16 protein-coding genes and 1 pseudogene are annotated in these 19,495 nt (G+C 57.6%); 11 read left to right on the top strand and 6 right to left on the bottom strand.

Annotated elements, in window-relative coordinates; all coding sequences use genetic code 11:
• Nucleotides 1-54: 54 nt before the first annotated feature.
• Together ABSG47_RS12000 and ABSG47_RS11995 are read right to left on the bottom strand one after the other, a co-directional pair.
• Complete coding sequence (locus ABSG47_RS12000; RefSeq protein ID WP_424169928.1) at nt 55-1,086, bottom strand: ABC transporter permease; 1,032 nt, start codon at nt 1,084-1,086, stop codon at nt 55-57.
• Nucleotides 1,079-2,059, bottom strand: a complete 981-nt coding sequence (locus tag ABSG47_RS11995) for an ABC transporter ATP-binding protein (protein WP_424169927.1) — start codon at nt 2,057-2,059, stop codon at nt 1,079-1,081. The genes ABSG47_RS12000 and ABSG47_RS11995 overlap by 8 nt, the downstream gene beginning before the upstream one ends.
• A 105-nt stretch (nt 2,060-2,164) precedes the next feature.
• On the opposite strand from ABSG47_RS11995, the gene ABSG47_RS11990 reads away from it, so the two are divergent.
• Together ABSG47_RS11990 and ABSG47_RS11985 are read left to right on the top strand one after the other, a co-directional pair.
• Nucleotides 2,165-3,364, top strand: coding sequence for a Gfo/Idh/MocA family protein (locus ABSG47_RS11990; protein ID WP_424169926.1), 1,200 nt, complete (start codon nt 2,165-2,167; stop codon nt 3,362-3,364).
• 14 nt (nt 3,365-3,378) lie between these two features.
• Complete coding sequence (locus tag ABSG47_RS11985) at nt 3,379-4,785, top strand: Gfo/Idh/MocA family protein (RefSeq protein WP_424169925.1); 1,407 nt, start codon at nt 3,379-3,381, stop codon at nt 4,783-4,785.
• Nucleotides 4,786-4,838: 53 nt separating this feature from the next.
• Here ABSG47_RS11985 and ABSG47_RS11980 read toward each other — a convergent pair whose 3' ends face one another.
• Complete coding sequence (locus ABSG47_RS11980; RefSeq protein ID WP_424169924.1) at nt 4,839-5,666, bottom strand: alpha/beta hydrolase; 828 nt, start codon at nt 5,664-5,666, stop codon at nt 4,839-4,841.
• Nucleotides 5,667-5,866: 200 nt separating this feature from the next.
• On the opposite strand from ABSG47_RS11980, the gene ABSG47_RS11975 reads away from it, so the two are divergent.
• From ABSG47_RS11975 to ABSG47_RS11935, 9 genes are all read left to right on the top strand, one after another.
• Complete coding sequence (locus tag ABSG47_RS11975; protein WP_424169923.1) at nt 5,867-6,577, top strand: esterase family protein; 711 nt, start codon at nt 5,867-5,869, stop codon at nt 6,575-6,577.
• An 18-nt stretch (nt 6,578-6,595) separates the two neighbouring features.
• Entirely contained in the window at nt 6,596-7,084 is a 489-nt protein-coding gene (locus tag ABSG47_RS11970; RefSeq protein ID WP_424169922.1) for a DinB family protein, read from the top strand.
• Between the two features lie 106 nt (nt 7,085-7,190).
• A complete protein-coding gene (locus tag ABSG47_RS11965) occupies nt 7,191-9,386 on the top strand; it encodes a DUF4139 domain-containing protein (RefSeq protein ID WP_424169921.1) in 2,196 nt (731 codons plus the stop codon).
• Between the two features lie 107 nt (nt 9,387-9,493).
• A complete protein-coding gene (locus tag ABSG47_RS11960; RefSeq protein WP_424169920.1) occupies nt 9,494-10,525 on the top strand; it encodes an ATP-grasp domain-containing protein in 1,032 nt (343 codons plus the stop codon).
• A gap of 475 nt (nt 10,526-11,000) precedes the next feature.
• Nucleotides 11,001-11,357, top strand: a complete 357-nt coding sequence (locus tag ABSG47_RS11955; protein ID WP_424169919.1) for a PadR family transcriptional regulator — start codon at nt 11,001-11,003, stop codon at nt 11,355-11,357.
• Nucleotide 11,358: 1 nt separating this feature from the next.
• Nucleotides 11,359-13,986, top strand: a complete 2,628-nt coding sequence (locus ABSG47_RS11950; protein ID WP_424169918.1) for an ABC transporter permease — start codon at nt 11,359-11,361, stop codon at nt 13,984-13,986.
• 188 nt (nt 13,987-14,174) lie between these two features.
• Nucleotides 14,175-15,281, top strand: coding sequence for a carboxylate-amine ligase (locus ABSG47_RS11945; RefSeq protein ID WP_424169917.1), 1,107 nt, complete (start codon nt 14,175-14,177; stop codon nt 15,279-15,281).
• A 95-nt stretch (nt 15,282-15,376) separates the two neighbouring features.
• Nucleotides 15,377-16,423 (top strand): aminopeptidase, encoded by a 1,047-nt coding sequence (locus ABSG47_RS11940; RefSeq protein WP_424169916.1) that lies wholly within the window; start codon nt 15,377-15,379, stop codon nt 16,421-16,423.
• A 73-nt stretch (nt 16,424-16,496) separates the two neighbouring features.
• Nucleotides 16,497-17,486, top strand: a complete 990-nt coding sequence (locus ABSG47_RS11935) for an aldo/keto reductase (protein WP_424169915.1) — start codon at nt 16,497-16,499, stop codon at nt 17,484-17,486.
• Between the two features lie 124 nt (nt 17,487-17,610).
• Here the strand turns inward: ABSG47_RS11935 and ABSG47_RS11930 are convergent, their stop codons facing one another.
• From ABSG47_RS11930 to ABSG47_RS11920, 3 genes and pseudogenes are all read right to left on the bottom strand, one after another.
• Nucleotides 17,611-18,021: a hypothetical protein gene (locus ABSG47_RS11930; RefSeq protein ID WP_424169914.1), complete on the bottom strand. Its 411-nt coding sequence runs from the start codon at nt 18,019-18,021 to the stop codon at nt 17,611-17,613.
• Nucleotides 18,022-18,326: 305 nt separating this feature from the next.
• Entirely contained in the window at nt 18,327-19,127 is an 801-nt protein-coding gene (locus tag ABSG47_RS11925) for a hypothetical protein (RefSeq protein ID WP_424169913.1), read from the bottom strand.
• An 85-nt stretch (nt 19,128-19,212) separates the two neighbouring features.
• A pseudogene (locus tag ABSG47_RS11920) lies at nt 19,213-19,495 on the bottom strand (hypothetical protein); the annotation flags it as partial.

The raw sequence follows: 19,495 nt of genomic DNA, 5'->3' as shown, positions 1-19,495 counted from the left end.
GATACCAAAGCGGACCTGCGTGAGGCAGCGATGGCTCTGATCGCCGCGGTACGTCTAGCGCCAGCGGAAGATCTTAAGCGCCACCATGAATGGAATCACCAGCCATGCCAGCAGAATTGCCACCGGCGCAATGAGCTGGTTGAGATGCATTCCCTGCAGCATGTTTCCGCGAAAGGCATCAATAGCAGCCGTGAGCGGCAGCGCGTGCACAAAGGGCTGGATCACGGCAGGGAAGCGCGAGGCCGAAAAGAAGACTCCCGAAAGTATCCACATGGGCAGCATGGCCAGGTTCATCAGCCCCGATGCGGCCTCCATCGTTCGCGCGCGCGAGGCGATGAGCAGCCCAAGCGACGAGAAGGCCATTGAGGTGAGGATGCAGAGCAGCCCAAGCTCCCACAGCGAGCCGTGAAACGGCACGCCGAAGACGAAGCGCGAGAAGCCGAGGAACGCCGCAACCTCGATGACGAGCATGATCAGGCGCGAGAGCAAAAACGCCATGAGGTACTGCCAGCGTGGCATGGGCGAGGCCACCATGCGCTTGAGCAGCTTCTTCTGCCGCGCCTCCACAATGGAGAAGCCGAGCCCCCAGATGGCTGATCCCATCAGGTTCATGCCCAGCAGGCCGGGAACCACAAAGTCGATGTAGCGCGAGCCTGCCTCATGCACCAGCGAGTTCTGCGCGCTGACCGGATCCTTGCGTCCTGCTGCGGCCTGGATGTCGCGGTCGGCGAGCATGCGCGCAATGCGCGCATCGGGGTTCGTATCGTCGTACTTGTACGTCACGCCCTGCGGCGTTTGAATTGCCAGCAGTTGAATGGCGCCGATCGTAAGCTCGCGCCCGCCGTCGGTTTCATTGAGCGTTTTCGCATTCAGCCCCTTGTCGGCTGCAAGCGCCTGCGTCAGTTGCGGCGTGGTGGCGGCTACGGGCAACACATCCGCGGGCCGGTTGCGAAAAGCAATTCCCAATCCAAATGCAAGCAGGATAGGAAAGACAAAGATCCAGAAGATCGCTTCAGGTTCGCGCAGAAACAACCGGAACCGCGCGGCCGTGAGCTGAAAAAGCGAGCTTTCTTGCAGCTTACTCATCGCGCAGGTTCCTCCCGGTCAGCGCCACAAAAACATCTTCCAGCGTGGCGGAGTGCGTGCGGAACTCTGTCAGCGTCAGTCCCTTGGCTTCCATTACTTCAAAGACACGCGGCACGGTGGTGTGCAGGCTCGTGACGCTCAGCTGATGCAGGCCAGCATCGATGCGGTGCGAGTGGACGCCTTCAATGGACTTCAGTTGAGTCGCAAGCTCTGCCGCACTTACATCTGAGCCGCCCTTCACGGCAAACTCCACTATATGCTCGCCGCCGATGGAAGCAATCAATTCGCGCACCGTGCCCAGCGCAATGATCTTGCCGTGATCCATAATCGCCACGCGGTCGCAGAGCCGCTCGGCCTCATCCATGTAATGCGTGGTGAGAATGATAGTGCGGCCTGCATGCTTCAGGTCGTCGACCAGATCCCAAAGATGCCGCCGCGCCTGCGGATCGAGCCCTGTTGTCGGCTCATCGAGAAACAGCAGCTCAGGATCGCCCACCAGCGCAGTTGCCATTGCCAACCGCTGCTTCTGCCCGCCGGAGAGCGTGCCCACGCGCGCCTTGCGCTTCTCTTCAAGCTGTGCAATGCGGACCGCTTCATCGGCGGAAATCCCGCGCCGAAAGAAGCTGCGGAAGAGCCGCAGCGTTTCTTCCACCGTCAGCTTTTCCGGGAACTGCGTCTCCTGAAGCTGAATCCCAATGCGCTGCCGCAGCTCATTTGCATTGCGCTTCCAATCCAGCCCCAGCAGCCGCACCTCGCCGGCATCCAGCTCGGTTAGCCCTTCGCAAATCTCAATCGTCGTTGTCTTGCCCGCGCCATTCGGGCCGAGCAGTCCAAAGCACTCGCCCGACTGAACTTCAAGGTCCACGCCGTCCACGGCCTGCACGTCGGCAAAGGCCTTCTTCAGCCCCTTCAGCACAAGCGTTGCGCCGGGAGTTGTGGCCTTCTGATCAGGTTGAAGCGCGGTCAAACTCATACTCAAATCTCGAAGCCATTCTCGCACACCCATTGTGAAGGGACGTTGCCGTACACTGCATCTTTCGTGCAATACTGATGACCGTCAAATAAGGAGATTCAGACGATGAGTTCTACTCCGCGCCGCGATTTTTTGAAGAACGCAAGCTTGCTTGGATCATTTGCCGGTTTTATGAGCGTGACGGGTGCGCCTTCTTTTGCTGCAGGCAGCATGCCCATTGTTGAGGAAAAGCTTGCACCGCAGGAGCAAGAGGCCGCGCCAAAGAACAAGATCAAATTCGCCGTCTGCGGCATGAGCCACGATCATATCTACGGCATGATCGGCGCCATTCAGCATGGCGGTGGCGAGCTGGTAATGGGATGGGCCGGAGAAGAGGATAAGCTCGCCGCATTCAAGAAGCGCTTCCCCGATGTGAAGATCGCTCAGACGCAGAAGGAGATCATCGAGAGCTCTGATATTCAGTTGGTGATGAGCTCGCAGATCGCCAATGAGCGCGCAGGCATCGGCGTCCAGGTGATGAAGCACGGTAAAGATTATTTGGCCGATAAGCCCGGCATCACCACGCTTGAGCAGCTTGCGGAGGTTCGCAAGACAATTGCTGAAACCAAGCGCATCTACGGCATCATGTACTCCGAGCGCCTCGAAGTAAAGGCCGCAGTCTACGCGGGTGAGCTCGTCGAGCAGGGCGCAATCGGCAAAGTCATTCAGACCATCAACATTGCGCCGCATCAGATTGTGCAGGGCCACGGCGATGCAGGCGGAGGCTCAGGCGGACGCCCCGAATGGTTCTGGGTTCCCGAGCAATACGGCGGCATTCTCTGCGACATCGGCTCGCACCAGGTAGATCAGTTTCTCTTCTACACCGGCTGCACAGAGGCTGAAGTTGTGGCCTCACAGATTGCCAACGTTCGTCATCCCAAGCGCCCGAAGTTTCAGGACTTTGGCGATATGATGCTGCGTGGCAACAAGGGCTTTGGCTACGTGCGACTGGACTGGTTTACACCGGACGGCCTGGGCACCTGGGGCGATGGTCGCCTCTTCATCCTCGGGACAGATGGATATATCGAGGTCCGCAAGTACACCAACGTGGCCGTCAGCAAACAGGGCGACAATCTCTTCATCGTGGACAATAAGCAGGCCCGCTATATTGACTGCCACAATATGCCGCTGCCTTTCGGTCCCCAGTTTGTATCGGACATTGTGAACCGCACCCACACCGCGCAGGACCAGGCTCAATGCCTTCTGGCCGCCGAACTTGTCATCAAGGCCCAAAAAAGCGCAAAATTCGTAACGATCCAGGATTAATGCAGGAGCTGAATATGAAAAACATGCTGCCGAAATCCTCAATTAGTTCGCGTCGCAAATTTATTCAGCGGGCCGCTGGCGCTGCGGCCGTCCTCGGCTTTCCGTCTATCGTTCCGGCCAGCGTCTTTGGCCAGTATGCGCCGTCCAAGCGCGTCAATGTCGGCGCCATTGGCGTAGGCCGCATCTCGCGGGAACATGACATGCCGGGGATTCTGCAGTACGACAATGCGCGCATCATCGCCGTCTGCGATCTCGACGCGCATCGCGTGGTGGAAGGGAAGCAGTTCGTCAACGACTTCTACACCAAAAAGACCGGCAACGCATACGACGGCACCGTCGGCTATGCGAATTATCACGAGCTGCTCGCCAATAAGGACATCGATGCCGTGGTCATCAGCACGCCCGACCACTGGCATGCGCTGATCGCCATTGACGCCGTGCGCGCCGGCAAAGATGTCTATCTGCAGAAGCCCGCCTCGCTCACCATCTCCGAAGGCCGTGCAATGTCGAATGCGGTGCAGTCCACAGGGCGCATTCTGCAGATCGGCAGTCAGCAGCGGTCCACGGTTCAGTTTCGCTACGCGGCAGAGCTTGTGCGCAACGGGCGCATCGGCGATCTGGAGCGCGTGGAAATCGGCCTGCCCGGCGATCCCGCAGGCGGCGAAAAAACTCAGATGCCCGTCCCCGCAGGCTTTAACTACGAGATGTGGCTCGGTGAAACGCCGGATGTTTTCTACACCGTCGACCGCGTGCATCCGCCGCAGGGCTACAGTCGCCCCGGCTGGCTGCGCTGCCGCCAGTTTGGGGCAGGCATGATCACTGGCTGGGGCGCGCACCATGTAGACAGCGCGCACTGGGGCATGAACACGGAGTTCACAGGCCCCGTCGAGATCTGGGGCGAAGCGCAGTTCCCGAAGGAAGGTTTGTGGGATGTGCATGGGACCTTCAAAACCCAGGCCCTCTATGCGCCGAATGACGTGTCGTCCAAAGGTGTCCACATGACCATCAGTGGCGGCTTTGAAAACGGCATCAAGTTCTACGGCAGCAAGGGATGGATCTTTGTCTCGCGCGGTATTGAGAAGGTGACGAGCTCTGATCCCGCGGAAAAGCTGAGAGACAACACGGCGCTGACTTCGAGCGACCCCGCGATCATCAAGTCCGTCATAGGCCCGGATGAGATTCATCTCTACGAAAGCAAGGAACAGCACGGCAACTGGCTGGAATGCGTGATCAGCCGGAAGGAGCCCATCTCACCCGCGGAAATGGGCCATCGCGCCTGCTCCACATGCCTGCTGCATGACATGGCGATGGTGCTCAATCGCAAGCTCTACTGGGACCCGGTCAAGGAGCGCTTCAAGGATGATCAGCAGGCCAATGGCATGTTGTCGCGTCCGCAGCGCTCGCCGTATGTGCTGAGCTAACGAAGGATTTTTTCTGATCCCTGATCTCTGACCCCTGACATCTGTTTCCGGCGCTATTGCGCTGGAAACAAAAACTGCAGCATGGGCCGCACACGCGTGGCCCAGCTCGCTTCATCGTGCGTGCCGCCCTCTACGCGCTCAAAATGCAGCGACTCTTCAGGAATCCATCCGTTGGCCTTGAGCCGCCGCATCAGCTGTTCGGCATCGCGCAGCGTCTTGCGGCCTTCGTGGTCGCCCACATCCAGCCATACACGCGGCTTCTCCCATATCTGCGGCGCATACTCGTTTACATAGCCCAGAATGCCTTTGTGCGCCCACCACACGCTCGGTGACATCACGGCCAGCCTGCCGAAGACCGAGGCATACTTGAGCCCCAGGTACAGCGTCACCAACCCGCCCAGCGATGAGCCGCCCATGCCCGTCGATTCCCGGTCTGTCCGCACACGATACTGCGATGCAATCCACGGCAGCAGTTCGCGCGTGAGCAGCTTGCCGTACTTGTCGGCCTCGCCGCCGCCGCGCTGCGCTTCGCGCTCCTGCGTGTATTCGGCCAGCCGGCGCTCGCCGGTGTTGTAAATACCCACAATCACCAGCGGTTCCACTTCGTCTGCTTCAATGGCCGCATCGGCCTGCTCGCGCACCTGCCAGGTGCGCCCTTCAATAAACGATGTCCTGGGGTCAAATAAATTCTGCCCATCATGCATATACAACACTGGATAGCTTCGCTCAGGCTCGCGGCTGTAGCCCGGCGGCAGATACACCACAAGATCGCGATCGCTCAGCAGGTAGCGGCTCTTGAAGCCGCGGTGCAGCTTCAGTCGTGGGTGAGGCGTGAGTAAATCGCGTGCCAGCAGACCTTCAGCTCGCGCTCCAGCTTGCATTTCCAAACTCAGTTCCAAATCTCGCTGCTACCAAATCCTGACTTCAAATCTACAGCCACGGAGGCTGGTGAAGCCCGCAAGGCCATCCTCCTGTGCGCAACCGCCGGCGCCGAAGGCGCAATCCGCCGTACGCGTAGTACTGTTACAGTAGCAAGAATCGGACGCTTCTCCAACCTTCATCAGGGGCCATTTGAAAAAAGATGAATCGCGAATATCATCAATGGCACTCGCCTCGGCTCGGCCGCTCCATGGAACTGCTCGTCTTTGGGCACACGGGCCTGCCTGTCGTCGTCTTCCCCACATCCGGCGGCCGCTTCTTTGAGTTTGAAGACCGCGGAATGATCGGCGCGCTTGCAGACCGCATCAACGGCGGCCATCTGCAGGTCTACTGCGTGGATTCCATCGACCACGAAAGCTGGTACGACAAGCGCGTCTCACCCCGCTGGCGCATTGCGCGGCACGTGCAGTTTGACGATTACCTCATTCACGAAGTGGTTCCGCTCATCCGTCAGAAGAATCGCAATCCGCATCTGGTCTCGCTCGGCTGCAGCTTTGGCGGCTACCATGCGCTCAACATCGCGTTGCGCCATCCCGACGTTTTCACCGGCATGCTCTCCATGTCCGGAGCATTTGATCTGGCGAACTTTCTCAACGGCCATCACGATCAGGACGTCTACTACAATCAGCCCACGCAGTTCCTGCCCAGCCTCGGCGATCCCTGGTTCCTTGATCGCTATCGGCGCAACACATGGGTCTTCGGCACGGGCTGGGATGACCAATGCCTGAGCCAGAACCAGAACATGGACCGCATCTTTAATGACAAGGGCATTCCTCACAAACTTTTTGTGTGGGACACGTGGAACTCGCACGACTGGCCAACATGGGCACAGATGATCCGCGAGTATTTGTAAGACACTCGGAGGCAAGCAATGAGCGCGCAAAACCCTTATGAGCAGTTTCTCGATGGACGGCCGGTAGAGCAGATTCTTCAGCTCACCCCCAATAAAATCGCAATCCAGCTCGCTCAGATCGGAGCAGACAAGTCCACGGTGCAGCCTGCGCCGGGCAAGTGGTCTCCCGCTGAAATTGTCGCCCACCTTGCGGATTGCGAGCTCGTCTTTGGGTTTCGCCTGCGGCAGACGCTGGCGGAAGATCATCCCACTGTTCAGCCGTTCGATCAGGACAAGTGGTCTGCGAATTATTCCGGCATCTCAGCCGGCGAGGCGCACCGCGTATTCAGCTCTATCAGGAACTGGAATCTTCACCTCATCGCAAATGCTCTGCCCGCCGCTGCTTCGCGCCCTGTCTCGCACCCCGAGCGCGGCACGATGACTTTCCTGACGATTGTGGAGACGATGGCTGGCCACGACCTCAACCATCTGGCACAACTTGAGCGCATCGCCGCGCAACTCGCATAAGCCGAGCTCTCACTCAGCAAAAAAGATTTTCCTCTCACGCTCTGGAACCATTTTCCACTCGACGGTGTCCAACTCAGCAGCATTAGCTGTCGTATTGGAGGACCTCGTGAATCGTGGTTTTGCCTTCGTGTGCCTTGCTTCGCTTCTCACTAACCTTTACGCTGAACCTGCTCCGAAACCTGCTCCAAAGCCTGCATCCTCCCCAGCCGCATCCGATCCCGCCTCACCCATCGGCTCCAGCGTTATCAAAGACCTGCCCGTTCGCCGCGTCGTGCTCTATAAAAACGGCGTCGGCTACTTTGAGCATGCCGGCTCCGTCACCGGCAATCAGCGCGTTGGCATTGACTTCACTTCATCGCAGCTCAATGATGTGCTGCAATCGCTTACCGTGCTCGATGAGGGCGGAGGCCGCATTGCCGGCGTGAATTACAACTCCACCACGCCTATCGATCAGCAGTTGCGCACGCTGGCTCTTGGCCTCATTGAGTTTCCGCCCACGCTTGCCATTTACCAGGCTCTTCGCGGCCAGCACGTCGAAGTCACAGGTTCGGGCGCAGCGATCAGCGGCCGCATCGTCAACATTGAATTCCGCACCGTGACGGATAAGAATGGCGCTTCCACGAACGACAATTACTTTCTAATCGTTGCCACTGATGCCGGAGCGTTGCGCACAGCGGAGCTGACAGATGCCGTATCGGTTCGTATGACCGACCCCGCGCTGCAAAAGCAGTTCGCAAGCTATCTTGAGACCATTGCCTCCGGGCAGAACCGGCAGGTGCGCCATCTTACTCTAAGCGCGCTTGGTCAAGGGCCGCGCCAACTCCGCGTCAGCTACATCAGTGAGGTTCCGGTCTGGAAATCCACCTACCGCATCGTCTTTCCGCATGCGGAAAGCAATGCCACCATTCAGGGCTGGGCCGTCGTCGATAACACCGTGGGCGCTGATTGGGAGAATGTTCAGCTCTCGCTCGTCGCAGGTGCGCCGCAGAGCTTCATTCAGCCGCTCTCGCAACCGCTCTACACCCGCCGCCCGGAGATTCCCATTGCCGTCAACGCGCAGACAGCCCCGCAGACGCATGAGGCCGCGGAGGTGGTGAATGCGCCGGTGGCAGGCAAGCTGTCGCAAGTGCTGGCTCGCTCAACTTCACCGACCGCCTCTGTGAATGTTGGCATTGCGGGAATGGAAGGCTACGGTGTCGGCGTCGGTTCCGGATCAGGCTCTGGCGGCAGCTACGGCGGCGGAATAGAGCATATCGGCGGCGGAGTCAACCGCGCCTCTGACGCCTTCGACTCCGGCAGCATCTCAACCAACGCCTTCGACGACTTCTTCTCTTACGCGCTCACGCAGCCCGTCACCATACACAAGAACGAGTCCGCCATGGTGCCCATCCTGCAGGAGCAGATTCCAGCGGAGCACGTCACTCTCTGGTCGCAAAATGAAAGGGCTCCACTCCGCGCCGTTTGGCTCAACAACACATCGAAACTCACGCTTGACTCCGGCAGCTTCTCCATCTTTGAGGGAGGCGAGTTCGCTGGCGAAGGCCTTCTCGATCCGATTCATCCGGGTGAAAAGCGTTTGCTCTCGTATGCTGTCGACCAGGCTGTTAAAGTGCGCCGCGTGGACACCTCCAATAAACGTACGCTCCATCACGTTGCCATGCATAACGGCATCATGGTGGCCTCTTCCACCTTGCTCATCGACACCAATTACAAGATTGCCAACGGCGCAGACGAGCCGCGTACAGTGGTCATTGAGCATCAGCGATACGCCAACGCGGAGATCACGTCTGAGCCTGCACCCGCTGAAACGACTGCCACCGGTTTTCGCTTCCGCGTCGTTGTGCAGCCGCATGAGACCGCCACGCTACACGTGGGCGAGAGCGCCAAACTGGCTGAGAACATTTCCATCGGCGGTCAGCAGAACAACTTCCGCTCCGAATACCTCCTGAATGTCAGTAAGTACTCGCCTGATCTTGAGCAGAAGCTTCGTCCGCTTATGGATGCTCAAAATGCTCTCAGTGAGATCGAGCGGAAGATTACGCTGCTCCAGCAGAAGGAAAAGACACTCGCTGACGATGAGGCTCGCGCGCGAGACAACGTTACCGCGCTCAAAGGCAATGAGGCGGCGAAGCGCTTTGTTGACGAGCTTACTCGCTCCGAGGACGAGCTTCAGCAGGCGCGCCAGCAGCGCGAATCATTGGAAAAAGACCGCGAGGCGGCGCAGGCGCATCTCGATGACCTGATTGCACAAATCTCGTTTGACTCAGACATCTCCGTTACTACGCAGAGTACAACTCAGTAATGAGCCGGTAGTGGGCCGGTAACACGCGCCGAGCTTGCCGTACACTGGGCATACACGGGGCGGCATCACACATGCTGCCCTGTTTTACATAGAGGAGGCAATCAGGGATGAAAAAGATCGGCGTACTCTTCGGCATGGAAAACAGCTTTCCCGGCGCGCTCGTGGAGCACATTAACGCGCGCAACGTCGAAGGCATTCATGCAGAGTTCGTCGAAACCGGCGCTGTGCAGATGAGCAAAGCGCCGCAGTATGCCGTCATCGTTGACCGCATCTCGCATGACATCCCTTTCTATCGCGCCTTCCTCAAGCACGCCGCCATCAACGGCACCGTCATCATCAACAATCCCTTCTGGTGGTCGGCGGACGACAAATTTTTCAATTACACACTTGCGGAAAAACTCGGAGTCGCTGTTCCGCGCACGGTTATCCTGCCGCACAAAAAACATCCAAAGGGCACCACGGATCGCTCCATGCGCAACATGGAATACCCGCTCAATTGGGAATCGGTCTTTGAGTACGTTGGGGAGCATGGCTTTATGAAGCCCGTGGATGGCGGCGGTTGGCGTGACGTGTATCACATTCACAATCGCGAGGAATTCTTCGCGGCCTTCGATCAGTCGCATGAGCTCTGCATGCTGTACCAGAAGGCTGTTGATTTCAATGAGTACTTCCGCTGCTATGTCGTCGGCCAGAAGAAGGTCCGCATCATGCCGTACGATCCGCGCCGCGCGCACCACGAGCGCTACATTCAGGATCCGCCGGCTTATGACAAAAAGCTCTTGAAGCGCGTGGAGCAGGATGCGCTGAAGCTCTGCCGCGCGCTTGGCTATGACTTGAATACGGTTGAGTTCGCTGTCGAAAACGGCATTCCCTACGCCATCGACTTCATGAACCCCGCACCCGACGCCGATCTGCACTCCGTCGGCCAGGCCAGCTTTGATTGGATCGTGAAGGAAGTTGCAGATCTGGCAATTGCGAAAGCAAAGCTCGCTCCACAGCACCTCGATCTCAAGTGGTCTGCGTTCCTGGGCGCAGTGCCCGAGCCTGCGAAGAAGTCCGCTGCGAAGAAGACCGAGAAGAAATCGGCTGCGAAGAAAGCTACGGCTGCGCTTGCAGTTGAGACCGCACCTACTGCGTGAACTTCGCCGTGCCGCATCCTGGCGTATTTGTTCTGCCGCTTCGATGTATCCCATGAGAAGATGCCTCTCTTGCAAGTGCATCATCGGTACTGGCTCAGTTTAAATTGTCTTGTAACAGGGCACGGCTTTACAGCTTGCGGAAAAACTCAAATCGGTCCAGCTTTGTAACAGGGCACGACTTGAGTCGTGCCGAAAATCCGGCTGATAAAATCTTTGGGCTTTAGCCCCTGCGGGATTTTTCAAACTAAGCCATTACCGCATCGTCACATCTCTCTGACCATCGTCAAAACCTGCAAAGAAAACAGATGCGCAATTGTAGATCAAGTCTTTAGGTTGATTTACCAGTTGGCAATCGGAACTCAATGAGTGCGTTGTCGTGCAGGTGCCAATCGAGAAACGAGCGTGAGAACGTACTCTTGACGAAGTGATAGTCGAACGTCTACCATCGCTTCGTTTCGATGATTGGATATCTTGCATGGAGAAAAACTCTCAGCAACGCGGGAACCTTCTTCAGGGAACCCTGGATATGCTCATCCTCCGCACACTTCTTTACGGTCCTTCGCACGGTCGCCAGATTGGCAAACACATCCAGCGAACCACCAACGACTTTCTGCAGATGCAGCACGGTTCACTTTACCCGGCGCTGCATCGCCTGGAGCGGAGAGGGTGGGTTGTTTCCAAATGGGAGATGGCCCCAGATCGCAATCGTGAATTGAAGTTTTACCGGTTGACGGTAAAAGGTAAAAAACAGCTTGTGGTCGAAGAATCCCAATGGAAGCAGATGGCCGACGCGGTTGCTCGCGTAATGTGGCCTGCGGCCGAGGAGATCTGAAATGCGATGGTGGCAGTTCAGGAAGCGAGATACGGACCTGGAGCGTGAGCTTTGCTCCGATCTCGAATTGGAAGAGGAAGAACAGCGCGCGAGTGGGCTCTCACCAGAAGAGGCGCATTACGCAGCCCGACGCGCCTTTGGCAACACAGCTCTGATAAAGGAACAGACTCACGAGGCCTGGGGCTGGGCGTCGTTTGAACGATTATTGCAGGACCTGAAATATGCGTTGCGACAGTTGGGCAGATCCCCTGGCTTTACGTCCGTATGTCTAATCACCCTTGCGCTCGGCATCGGAGCTAACACTGCGATGTTCAGTATCGTGCAAGGATTGGTGCTTGCGCCGCTGCCATTCCCGAATGCCAATCGCCTCATGTTCCTTTGGGAGAACCGGCCAGGAAATCCGCAACTGGCTGTTTCGTATCCCAATTTTGAGGACTGGAAACGTACGTCGCGATCGTTTGACAGCATGTCTGCAGTGTCATTTCACAACTTTGATTTAACAGCTCCCGGAAGGGCGGAGCACATACTGGGGATTCGAGCATCTTCTCGTTTTCTTGCGACACTTGGCGTTGAGCCGATCCTTGGGCGGGATTTTACGGCGGCCGAAGACCAGCCGAATGGACAGCCGGTCCTTCTGATAAGCAACCATCTCTGGAAAGAGCGTTTTGGAGCAGATACTCACGTCGTAGGACGCTCAATTGACCTGGATGGCAAGAGTTATACAGTCATCGGTGTCCTGCCGGCCGGCTTCCATTTTCTCGCCGATGCGGACATCGTCACGCTTCTGCGCCCGAATATGCCGATTATCTACGCCGATCGTTCTGTAGATGCAATCGAAGTGCTGGCACGGCTTAAGTTGGGTGTGACAAAGGGGCAGGCTGAGGCTGAGATGAATTCCATTCAGCAAGAACTCGACCGCCAATATCCCGATGCCAACCGTGGCGTAGGCGTCGCCGCCACCTCGCTCATGCAGGAAGTTCTAGGTGACGTAAAGCAAACGGTCCTGCTCCTGTTTGGCGCGGTCAGCGTTTTGCTGATGATCGCCTGTGCCAACCTTGCCAACCTGCTGCTGGCGCGCTCTACCGCGCGTGTTCGTGAATTTGGCATTCGCTCGGCGCTCGGCGCGAGCAGGGGACGTATTGTGCGGCAATTGCTGACGGAAAGCATCGTGCTGTCGCTCGCGGGCGGAGCATTGGGTGTTGCGGTCGCCAGCTTCGGGCTGCGCGTACTCCTTGCAGCGCTTCCGCATGCTCTGCCGCGCTCAGAAAACATAGGTCTCCACCTGCCGGTGCTCCTGTATACAGTCCTTGCTTCGATTGTGGTAGGGGTCGTCTTCGGCTTAACCCCGGCACTTCAATGCGCTGGCCCCAACGTGCAAGACGCGCTCCAACAAGCCTCGAAAGGCATCACAACCGGCCGAAATCGCTTGCTTGGCCGGCTGATAGTGGTACTGTTCGCACTCACTCTCGTACTGATGACCGGGGCAGGAATGCTCCTGCGCAGCATCCGTAACCTCTGGCATGTGAACCCCGGCTTCGATACACGGCACGTGATTTCATTTCGGGTTGGATTGTCCCCTTCATTTACGAGCACCCCAGCCCGAATGCGCACGGCCTATCAACAACTGCTTGTGCGCATCTCTGAGGTGCCGGGAGTTGAAGCAACAGATCTCACCAATATCGTTCCCCTCTCCGGCTCAGATAACAGCGGCCCTTTCTGGATCGGCACTCAACAGCCGGCTTCCCTGCAGGAGGCGCCTCACGCACTCTACTTCTGGACCGGTCCCGGCTATCTGAAGACGATGGGCATTCCTCTTCTGCAAGGCAGGTTCTTCACTGCCGCCGATCAGATCGGATCAGGCAAAGTTGTCGTCATCGACAGCGTTCTCGCGAACAGTTTCTTCCCTGGCAAAAATGCGGTCGGACAGACGCTTACGGTTGGGCATTGGGGAGCAGCCCGCATTGTCGGCGTGGTGGGTCACATCCGCCATTGGGGTCTGGACGATCCTGGCACCTATAACCCAAGGCAGATTTACATCCCCGTGTACCAGTTGCCGGATTCGATGGTCACTGACTTCTTTCGCACTCTCACAGTAGTCGTCCGAACAAATCTTCCACCGCAAGACCTGATGCCGGCCATTCGAAATGTAATCTACGCATCTGCTCCCGATCAACCTGTCTATGCCGTGAGCACTATGGACGATCTGATGTCGGAATCGATGGCCTCCCGAAATCTTCCTGGCCTGCTTCTCGGCATCTTTGCTGTGCTCGCGCTGCTGTTATCTTCTGTAGGCATATATGGAGTTGTGGCCTACTCCGTAATGCGGCGCACGCGGGAGATTGGAATTCGCATGGCTCTTGGGGCGGACCGAGGCCGAGTCTTCCGCATGATTATTGGCCAGGGAGTTGGAATGGCCGGTGCAGGACTCGGTATCGGCACGTTGGCTGCAACTGCGCTCGTATACCTGCTGCCGAGTTACTCTCATCTGCTATATGGAGTCGGCAGGAGCGACCCGCTTACGCTCTTGGAAGTATTGAGTCTATTGCTGCTTGCTGCGTTAATCGCCTGTTATGTTCCGGCACGCCGAGCCATGCGCACAGACCCAACGAATTCCCTGCGCTGCGAATGAAGTACGAGCTTCGAGAGCGAGATATATGCCCATATCGAAGCTCCGGAAGAATATCAATGAGGTTGATTTCGACCATCCTTCCTAAGGATGCGATTGCGTAAGCGGCTGACTCCGCTAACCCCGCCAACTCCGCTCCGATACAATACCCGCAAGCTGTACTCCGTTTTCCCAGACATTCAGGAGCGCACATGCGGCCATCCTTCTCGCTCGGCATCGAAGAAGAGTACCAGACCATCGACCCCGACACGCGCGACCTTCGCTCGCACATTGAAACCGAGATGCTCGCCGTGGGCAAGTTGCGCCTGCAGGAGCGCGTCAAAGCCGAGATGCACACGTCCGTGGTGGAAGTGGGCACGCGAGTCTGCCGCAATATCACGGAGGCGAAGGAAGATATTTACGATCTTCGCCGCCAGATGATCCGTCTCGCAGGCGAGCACAAGCTGAAGCTTGTCGCCGGCGCTACGCATCCTTTTGCTGACTGGCGCACGCAGCAAATCTATCCCGACCCGCGCTACCATCAGGTCGTCAAAGAGCTGCAACTGGCGGCGCGTGCCAATCTCATCTTCGGCCTGCACGTTCACGTGGGAATTGAGGACCGTGAGGCTGCCATCCACATCATGAACTCGATGCGCTACTTTCTGCCGCACATTATGGCGCTCGCTACCAACTCGCCCTTCTGGCTGGGCCTCAATACCGGCTACAAGGGCTACCGCGCCAAGGTCTTCGAGAACTTTCCGCGCACCGGCATCCCGGACGCTTTCCAGAGCTACAGCGAATTCGAGAACTACGTCAATCTGCTCATACGCACCAACTGCATCGACAACGCCAAGAAGATATGGTGGGACATTCGGCCGCATCCGTTCTTCAACACCGTTGAAGTTCGCGCCTGTGACATTCCGCTCCGCGCTGAAGAGACCGTGGCCATCGCCGCGCTCATCCAGGCCACGGCTGCCTATCTCTACCAGCTCCATGAGTCCAACCTGGACTACCGCCATTACGCGCGCCCTCTGCTGATGGAGAATAAATTCCGCGCCGTGCGCTACGGCCTTGAAGGTAAGCTGATCGATTTCGGCAAGCAGGCCGAAGTCCCGGAGCGTGAGCTGCTCGAAGAGTACCTTGCGCTTATCGATCCCGTCGTCGATGAGCTCGACAGCCGCTGGGCAATCGAAGGTATTCGCAAAATCATGCAGACCGGCACCGGTGCCGACCGCCAACTCAAGGTCTTTGAGGAAACCAAAGGCGACCTGAAAGCCGTCGTCGATTACATGGCCAGGGAGACCGCAGAAGGGCTGTAATCGCAGCCGGCCCAGTTGCTGCTGGTTTCATTTCGTTGAATTTCCCGTTAATCTAAATGAATACGCATCCAGCAAGGAGCCACACCCTACCGCGCATGACCGCAACCGCCTCGCAACTGCTCTCCCTGCCATATCCCGCTGACTTTATCGAGGGCGCACGCTCTGCCGTTACCACATGCCTTCGCATCCAGCCTTCGGAGAAGGTTACGCTCATCACGGACGTGCAGACCAAGGCGATCGGTGCTTCGCTTGCCGTGCAGCTTCAAGCGATCGGTTGCACCTGGAATGCCTTTATTCTGGAAGACCTGGCTCCGCGCCCGCTCGGCGATATGCCCGCCGAAGTTCTTGCCGACATGGAAACCTCAGAGGTCTCCATCTTCGCTGTCCAGGTGCAGGCCAATGAGCTTCGCTCCCGCATGCAGATGACGGATGTGGTGAACCGTCGTCACATGCGCCACGCCCACATGGTCAACATCACTTCGGATGTGATGTGCCAGGGCATGCGCGCCGACTTCAACCGCGTCGACCGGCTTTCACAGCAGGTCCTTGAGCGCGTGCGCCGCGCGCATCGTATCCGCGCCACCACCGCTGCGGGAACCAACATCGTCTCCGAGATGAATCCCGGCTACAAGTGGTTCAAGACCTCCGGCATCATCTCGCCGGAGAAATGGGGCAATCTGCCCGGCGGCGAGTGCTTCACCTCGCCCGGCGAAGTGAACGGCACCTTTGTCGTGGATGGCGTTGTGGGGGACTGGCTCTGCGCGCGCTATGGCCTGCTGGCCGGTACTCCGCTCACCATCGAGATTCGCGAGAACCGCATCGTGAGCTGCCAGAGCAAGAACAAGCAGCTTGAGGCCGACTTCTGGGAATACACCCACACCGATGAAAACTCGGATCGCGTGGGCGAGTTCGCCATCGGCACCAATCTCGGCGTCGATCACGTCATTGGCAACATCCTCCAGGACGAAAAATTTCCCGGCATTCACATCGCCTTCGGCAATCCCTACGGCGAGCACACCGGCGCGCCGTGGCGCTGCTCTACGCACATCGATGTTGTCGGTCTTGGCTTCAACATCTGGCTCGAAACCGACGACGGCGAAGAGCAGATCATGCGCGACGGCAAGTTCCTCATCGCCGCCTGACATAATCTCGAGCGCGCTCGAATACCGTGGATTTCCGCAGCCTTGCATGAAGCTGCGCATCTAACCTGATGTAATGACAACCACATCTTCGACTGCACTTCGCACACTGGGCAACTCCGACCTGCACCTCACTCCCATCGGCTTTGGCGCATGGGCTATCGGCGGCGGCAACTGGGATTACGGCTGGGGTCCGCAGGACGACAACGAATCCATCGAGGCCATTCACCGCGCGCTTGATCTTGGCGTCAACTGGATTGATACAGCCGCCATCTACGGTCTCGGCCACTCGGAAGAAGTTGTTTCCCGCGCTCTCAACACCACCAGCCACAAGCCTTATGTCTTCACCAAGTGCTCCATGCGCTGGGATGCGGACCGTTCCATCTACCGCTCGCTCAAGACTGGCTCACTGGCAGAGGAGATCGAAGCCTCGCTGCGTCGCCTTGGCGTCGAGACCATCGACCTCTACCAGATTCACTGGCCCATGCCCGAGGCCGAAATCGAAGAAGGCTGGGAGACTCTGGCCCGCTTTCAGCAGCAGGGCAAGCTGCGCTGGATTGGTGTGTCGAACTTCAACGTGGCGCAGATGAAGCGCGCGCAGCAGATTGCGCCCATCACCAGCCTCCAGCCGCCCTACTCCATGCTTCGCCGTGCCATTGAAGAAGAGATTCTGCCCTTTACGCAGGCCAACAACATTGGCGTCATCAACTACTCGCCCATGGTTTCCGGCCTGCTCACCGGCAAAATGAGTGCAGAGCGCGTCGCCGCCATGCCCGCCGACGACTGGCGCCACAAGGCAGTGGAATTTAACGAGCCGCGTCTCAGCCGCAATCTGCGCCTTGTTGAGCTGCTCCGCGAGATCGGGTCCAGCCACAGCGTCCCCACAAGCGTTGAGCCCGGAGTCGTTGCTGTCGCCTGGACTCTCCGCAATCCTGCGGTTACGGCCGCCATCGTCGGCGGACGCAGCGCTGCCCAGGTGGAAGGTCTTGCCCCCGCACTCGAATTCCGTCTCAGCGATGAAGGGTACGCCCGCATCAACACCTTCCTGGCGGAAAACCCGGTATAGCTGAAACGCGCAACTTCCTGCGAATGCAAGGCACAAAAGATTGCCCCCGGCCAAAGCCGGGGGCAATCTTTTGTATCAGGGCAGAAGGCGATCAGTTGCTCATTCTGCGGAGGGATAACCTTGTTTACATTGCAGCGACAAAGTCAGGCAGAACCGTCGCTGCATTCTCCTGCAGCAACTGCGTCATGCGCGCCGCCATACAGGCGTACATATCGGCTGCACGGTACGCATTGATCCGCACGCCTTCGCTTGCCTGCGTAAAACCATACTGCGCAAGTCCCATCAGCACGCAAAGTCTAATCTGCATCGCGTCGCTGCGAAGCGTCGCTACTAGCACGCGATCCACATTCGGGCAGTTCCGTGCCGCGTAATCTGCCATCTCCATCATCACGCCGGCATTCTGGTAAATCGCCCATAGGCCGCGCGGGCCTTCCATGCGAGTCCAGGCATCGTCCGCGGTGGCGTTCAGGCCTTCCTTCCAAAGGAAGTTATCGCTCAGCTCGCGCGCGCTCCAGTCCACTCGTAGCCGAGACATCAATGTCTCCCAGGTTTGCTGGCTGCGCCGCTTTGCAGCAGTACGCCATTTCACAAACCAAGCGATCAAGGCCGCAAAAATTAACACCTGCAGCAAAGGTAGAATCATTGATTACCCTCAGGTCGCATTCCTCGCAATTTCGCGGAAATGAACAACCAAATTCATACTGATTAACTGCTTGATACCAAGTTTGAACAAATTCGTCGTTCAATGCAAGTAAAAAATGACAAAATCGACCGTTTCCGGACACTCAATGGTGCATTGGACTAAAGTAACGTATCAAAATTCGACATATTTAATTCTGCCTATCTCCGCCGGTTTCCAGGCAGGTTATTGTCCTGCAAAGCAATACGCCCTGCCCGCGCCGCGCCGGAGACCGTCAGTAGAAAGGTCTGCATCTGCGGGCTGAACTCCTGCCGTGGCGCTTCCTTCTGCACAAAGCTTACTGCCCAGTATCCCAGGGAACCCAGATAGCTTATCGACACAACCTGGTCAAGATGGTGATAGGTGTGCGACATGATCGACATCTGTGCCCGGATCAGCGCCGTCGCCAGGCTCACAAGCGAATAAAGTCCAAGCCCTGTTGCCACCTGCAACTCACGATCGCGCCAGCTGAGCGAAAGCAACTGGCTTCCTGCGGCAAGAATTACAAAAAACAAAATCCGCAAAATCGAAAAGGTCTGTTCTAACTGGAGAAATACGCGATATTGCTGAGCCAAGCCATTCAAGATCGCATTATGTTGAACGATAAATCCGGCAAGTGGCCAAACGAGCACCCCGACTCCAAGAATCAGCAGGCCGATTGCCAAGACTGTCCAGCGAGGCAGGGCTGTACGTAGCGGCCGCAGCACAGACCACGCCAATTCCATCAAAACCCCAAATTGAAGCGCCGCGTCGAGTGATAACTCATACATTAGCACCCGGTCAAAACTGTTTTGGAATCGCCTCTGAACAATCATCATGCCTATATCGCTGACGATGGTCCAAAGCAAATAAAGGCTGAAAACAGGCAACAACTTATATAAGCGCCCGCGAATCAACAACACCGCGAGGACTATTTCTACTCCTAAAATGGTGAACCAGAGCGCTAGATCAAGCTGGTTCATGAATCTCCTGTCCTGCTACGGGCAAGCATTTGACTCCGCATAGCAGGTACTCCTCCCAAGTTTAGCAGCGATTGATTAGCCGGTGCTAAACAACTTCCCCGCCGCCTGGAGGATAGGGCATCGGCACACCAGGTCCCTTGGCAACTTCACCGCCACCTGGAGGATAAGGCATCGGTACGCCGGGCCCCTTGGCCACTTCCCCGCCGCCTGGGGGATAGGGCATGGGCACGCCAGGTCCCTTGGCCACTTCTCCGCCGCCCGGAGGATAAGGCATCGGCACGCCGGGCCCCTTGGCCACTTCCCCGCCGCCTGGGGGATAGGGCATGGGCACGCCAGGTCCCTTGGCCACTTCTCCGCCGCCCGGAGGA

The organism is Occallatibacter sp. (assembly GCF_049510455.1).
GTDB lineage: Bacteria > Acidobacteriota > Terriglobia > Terriglobales > Acidobacteriaceae > Telmatobacter.
Note: the sequence above shows the minus strand (reverse complement) of the source record. Positions and strands in the feature narration are given on the sequence as shown.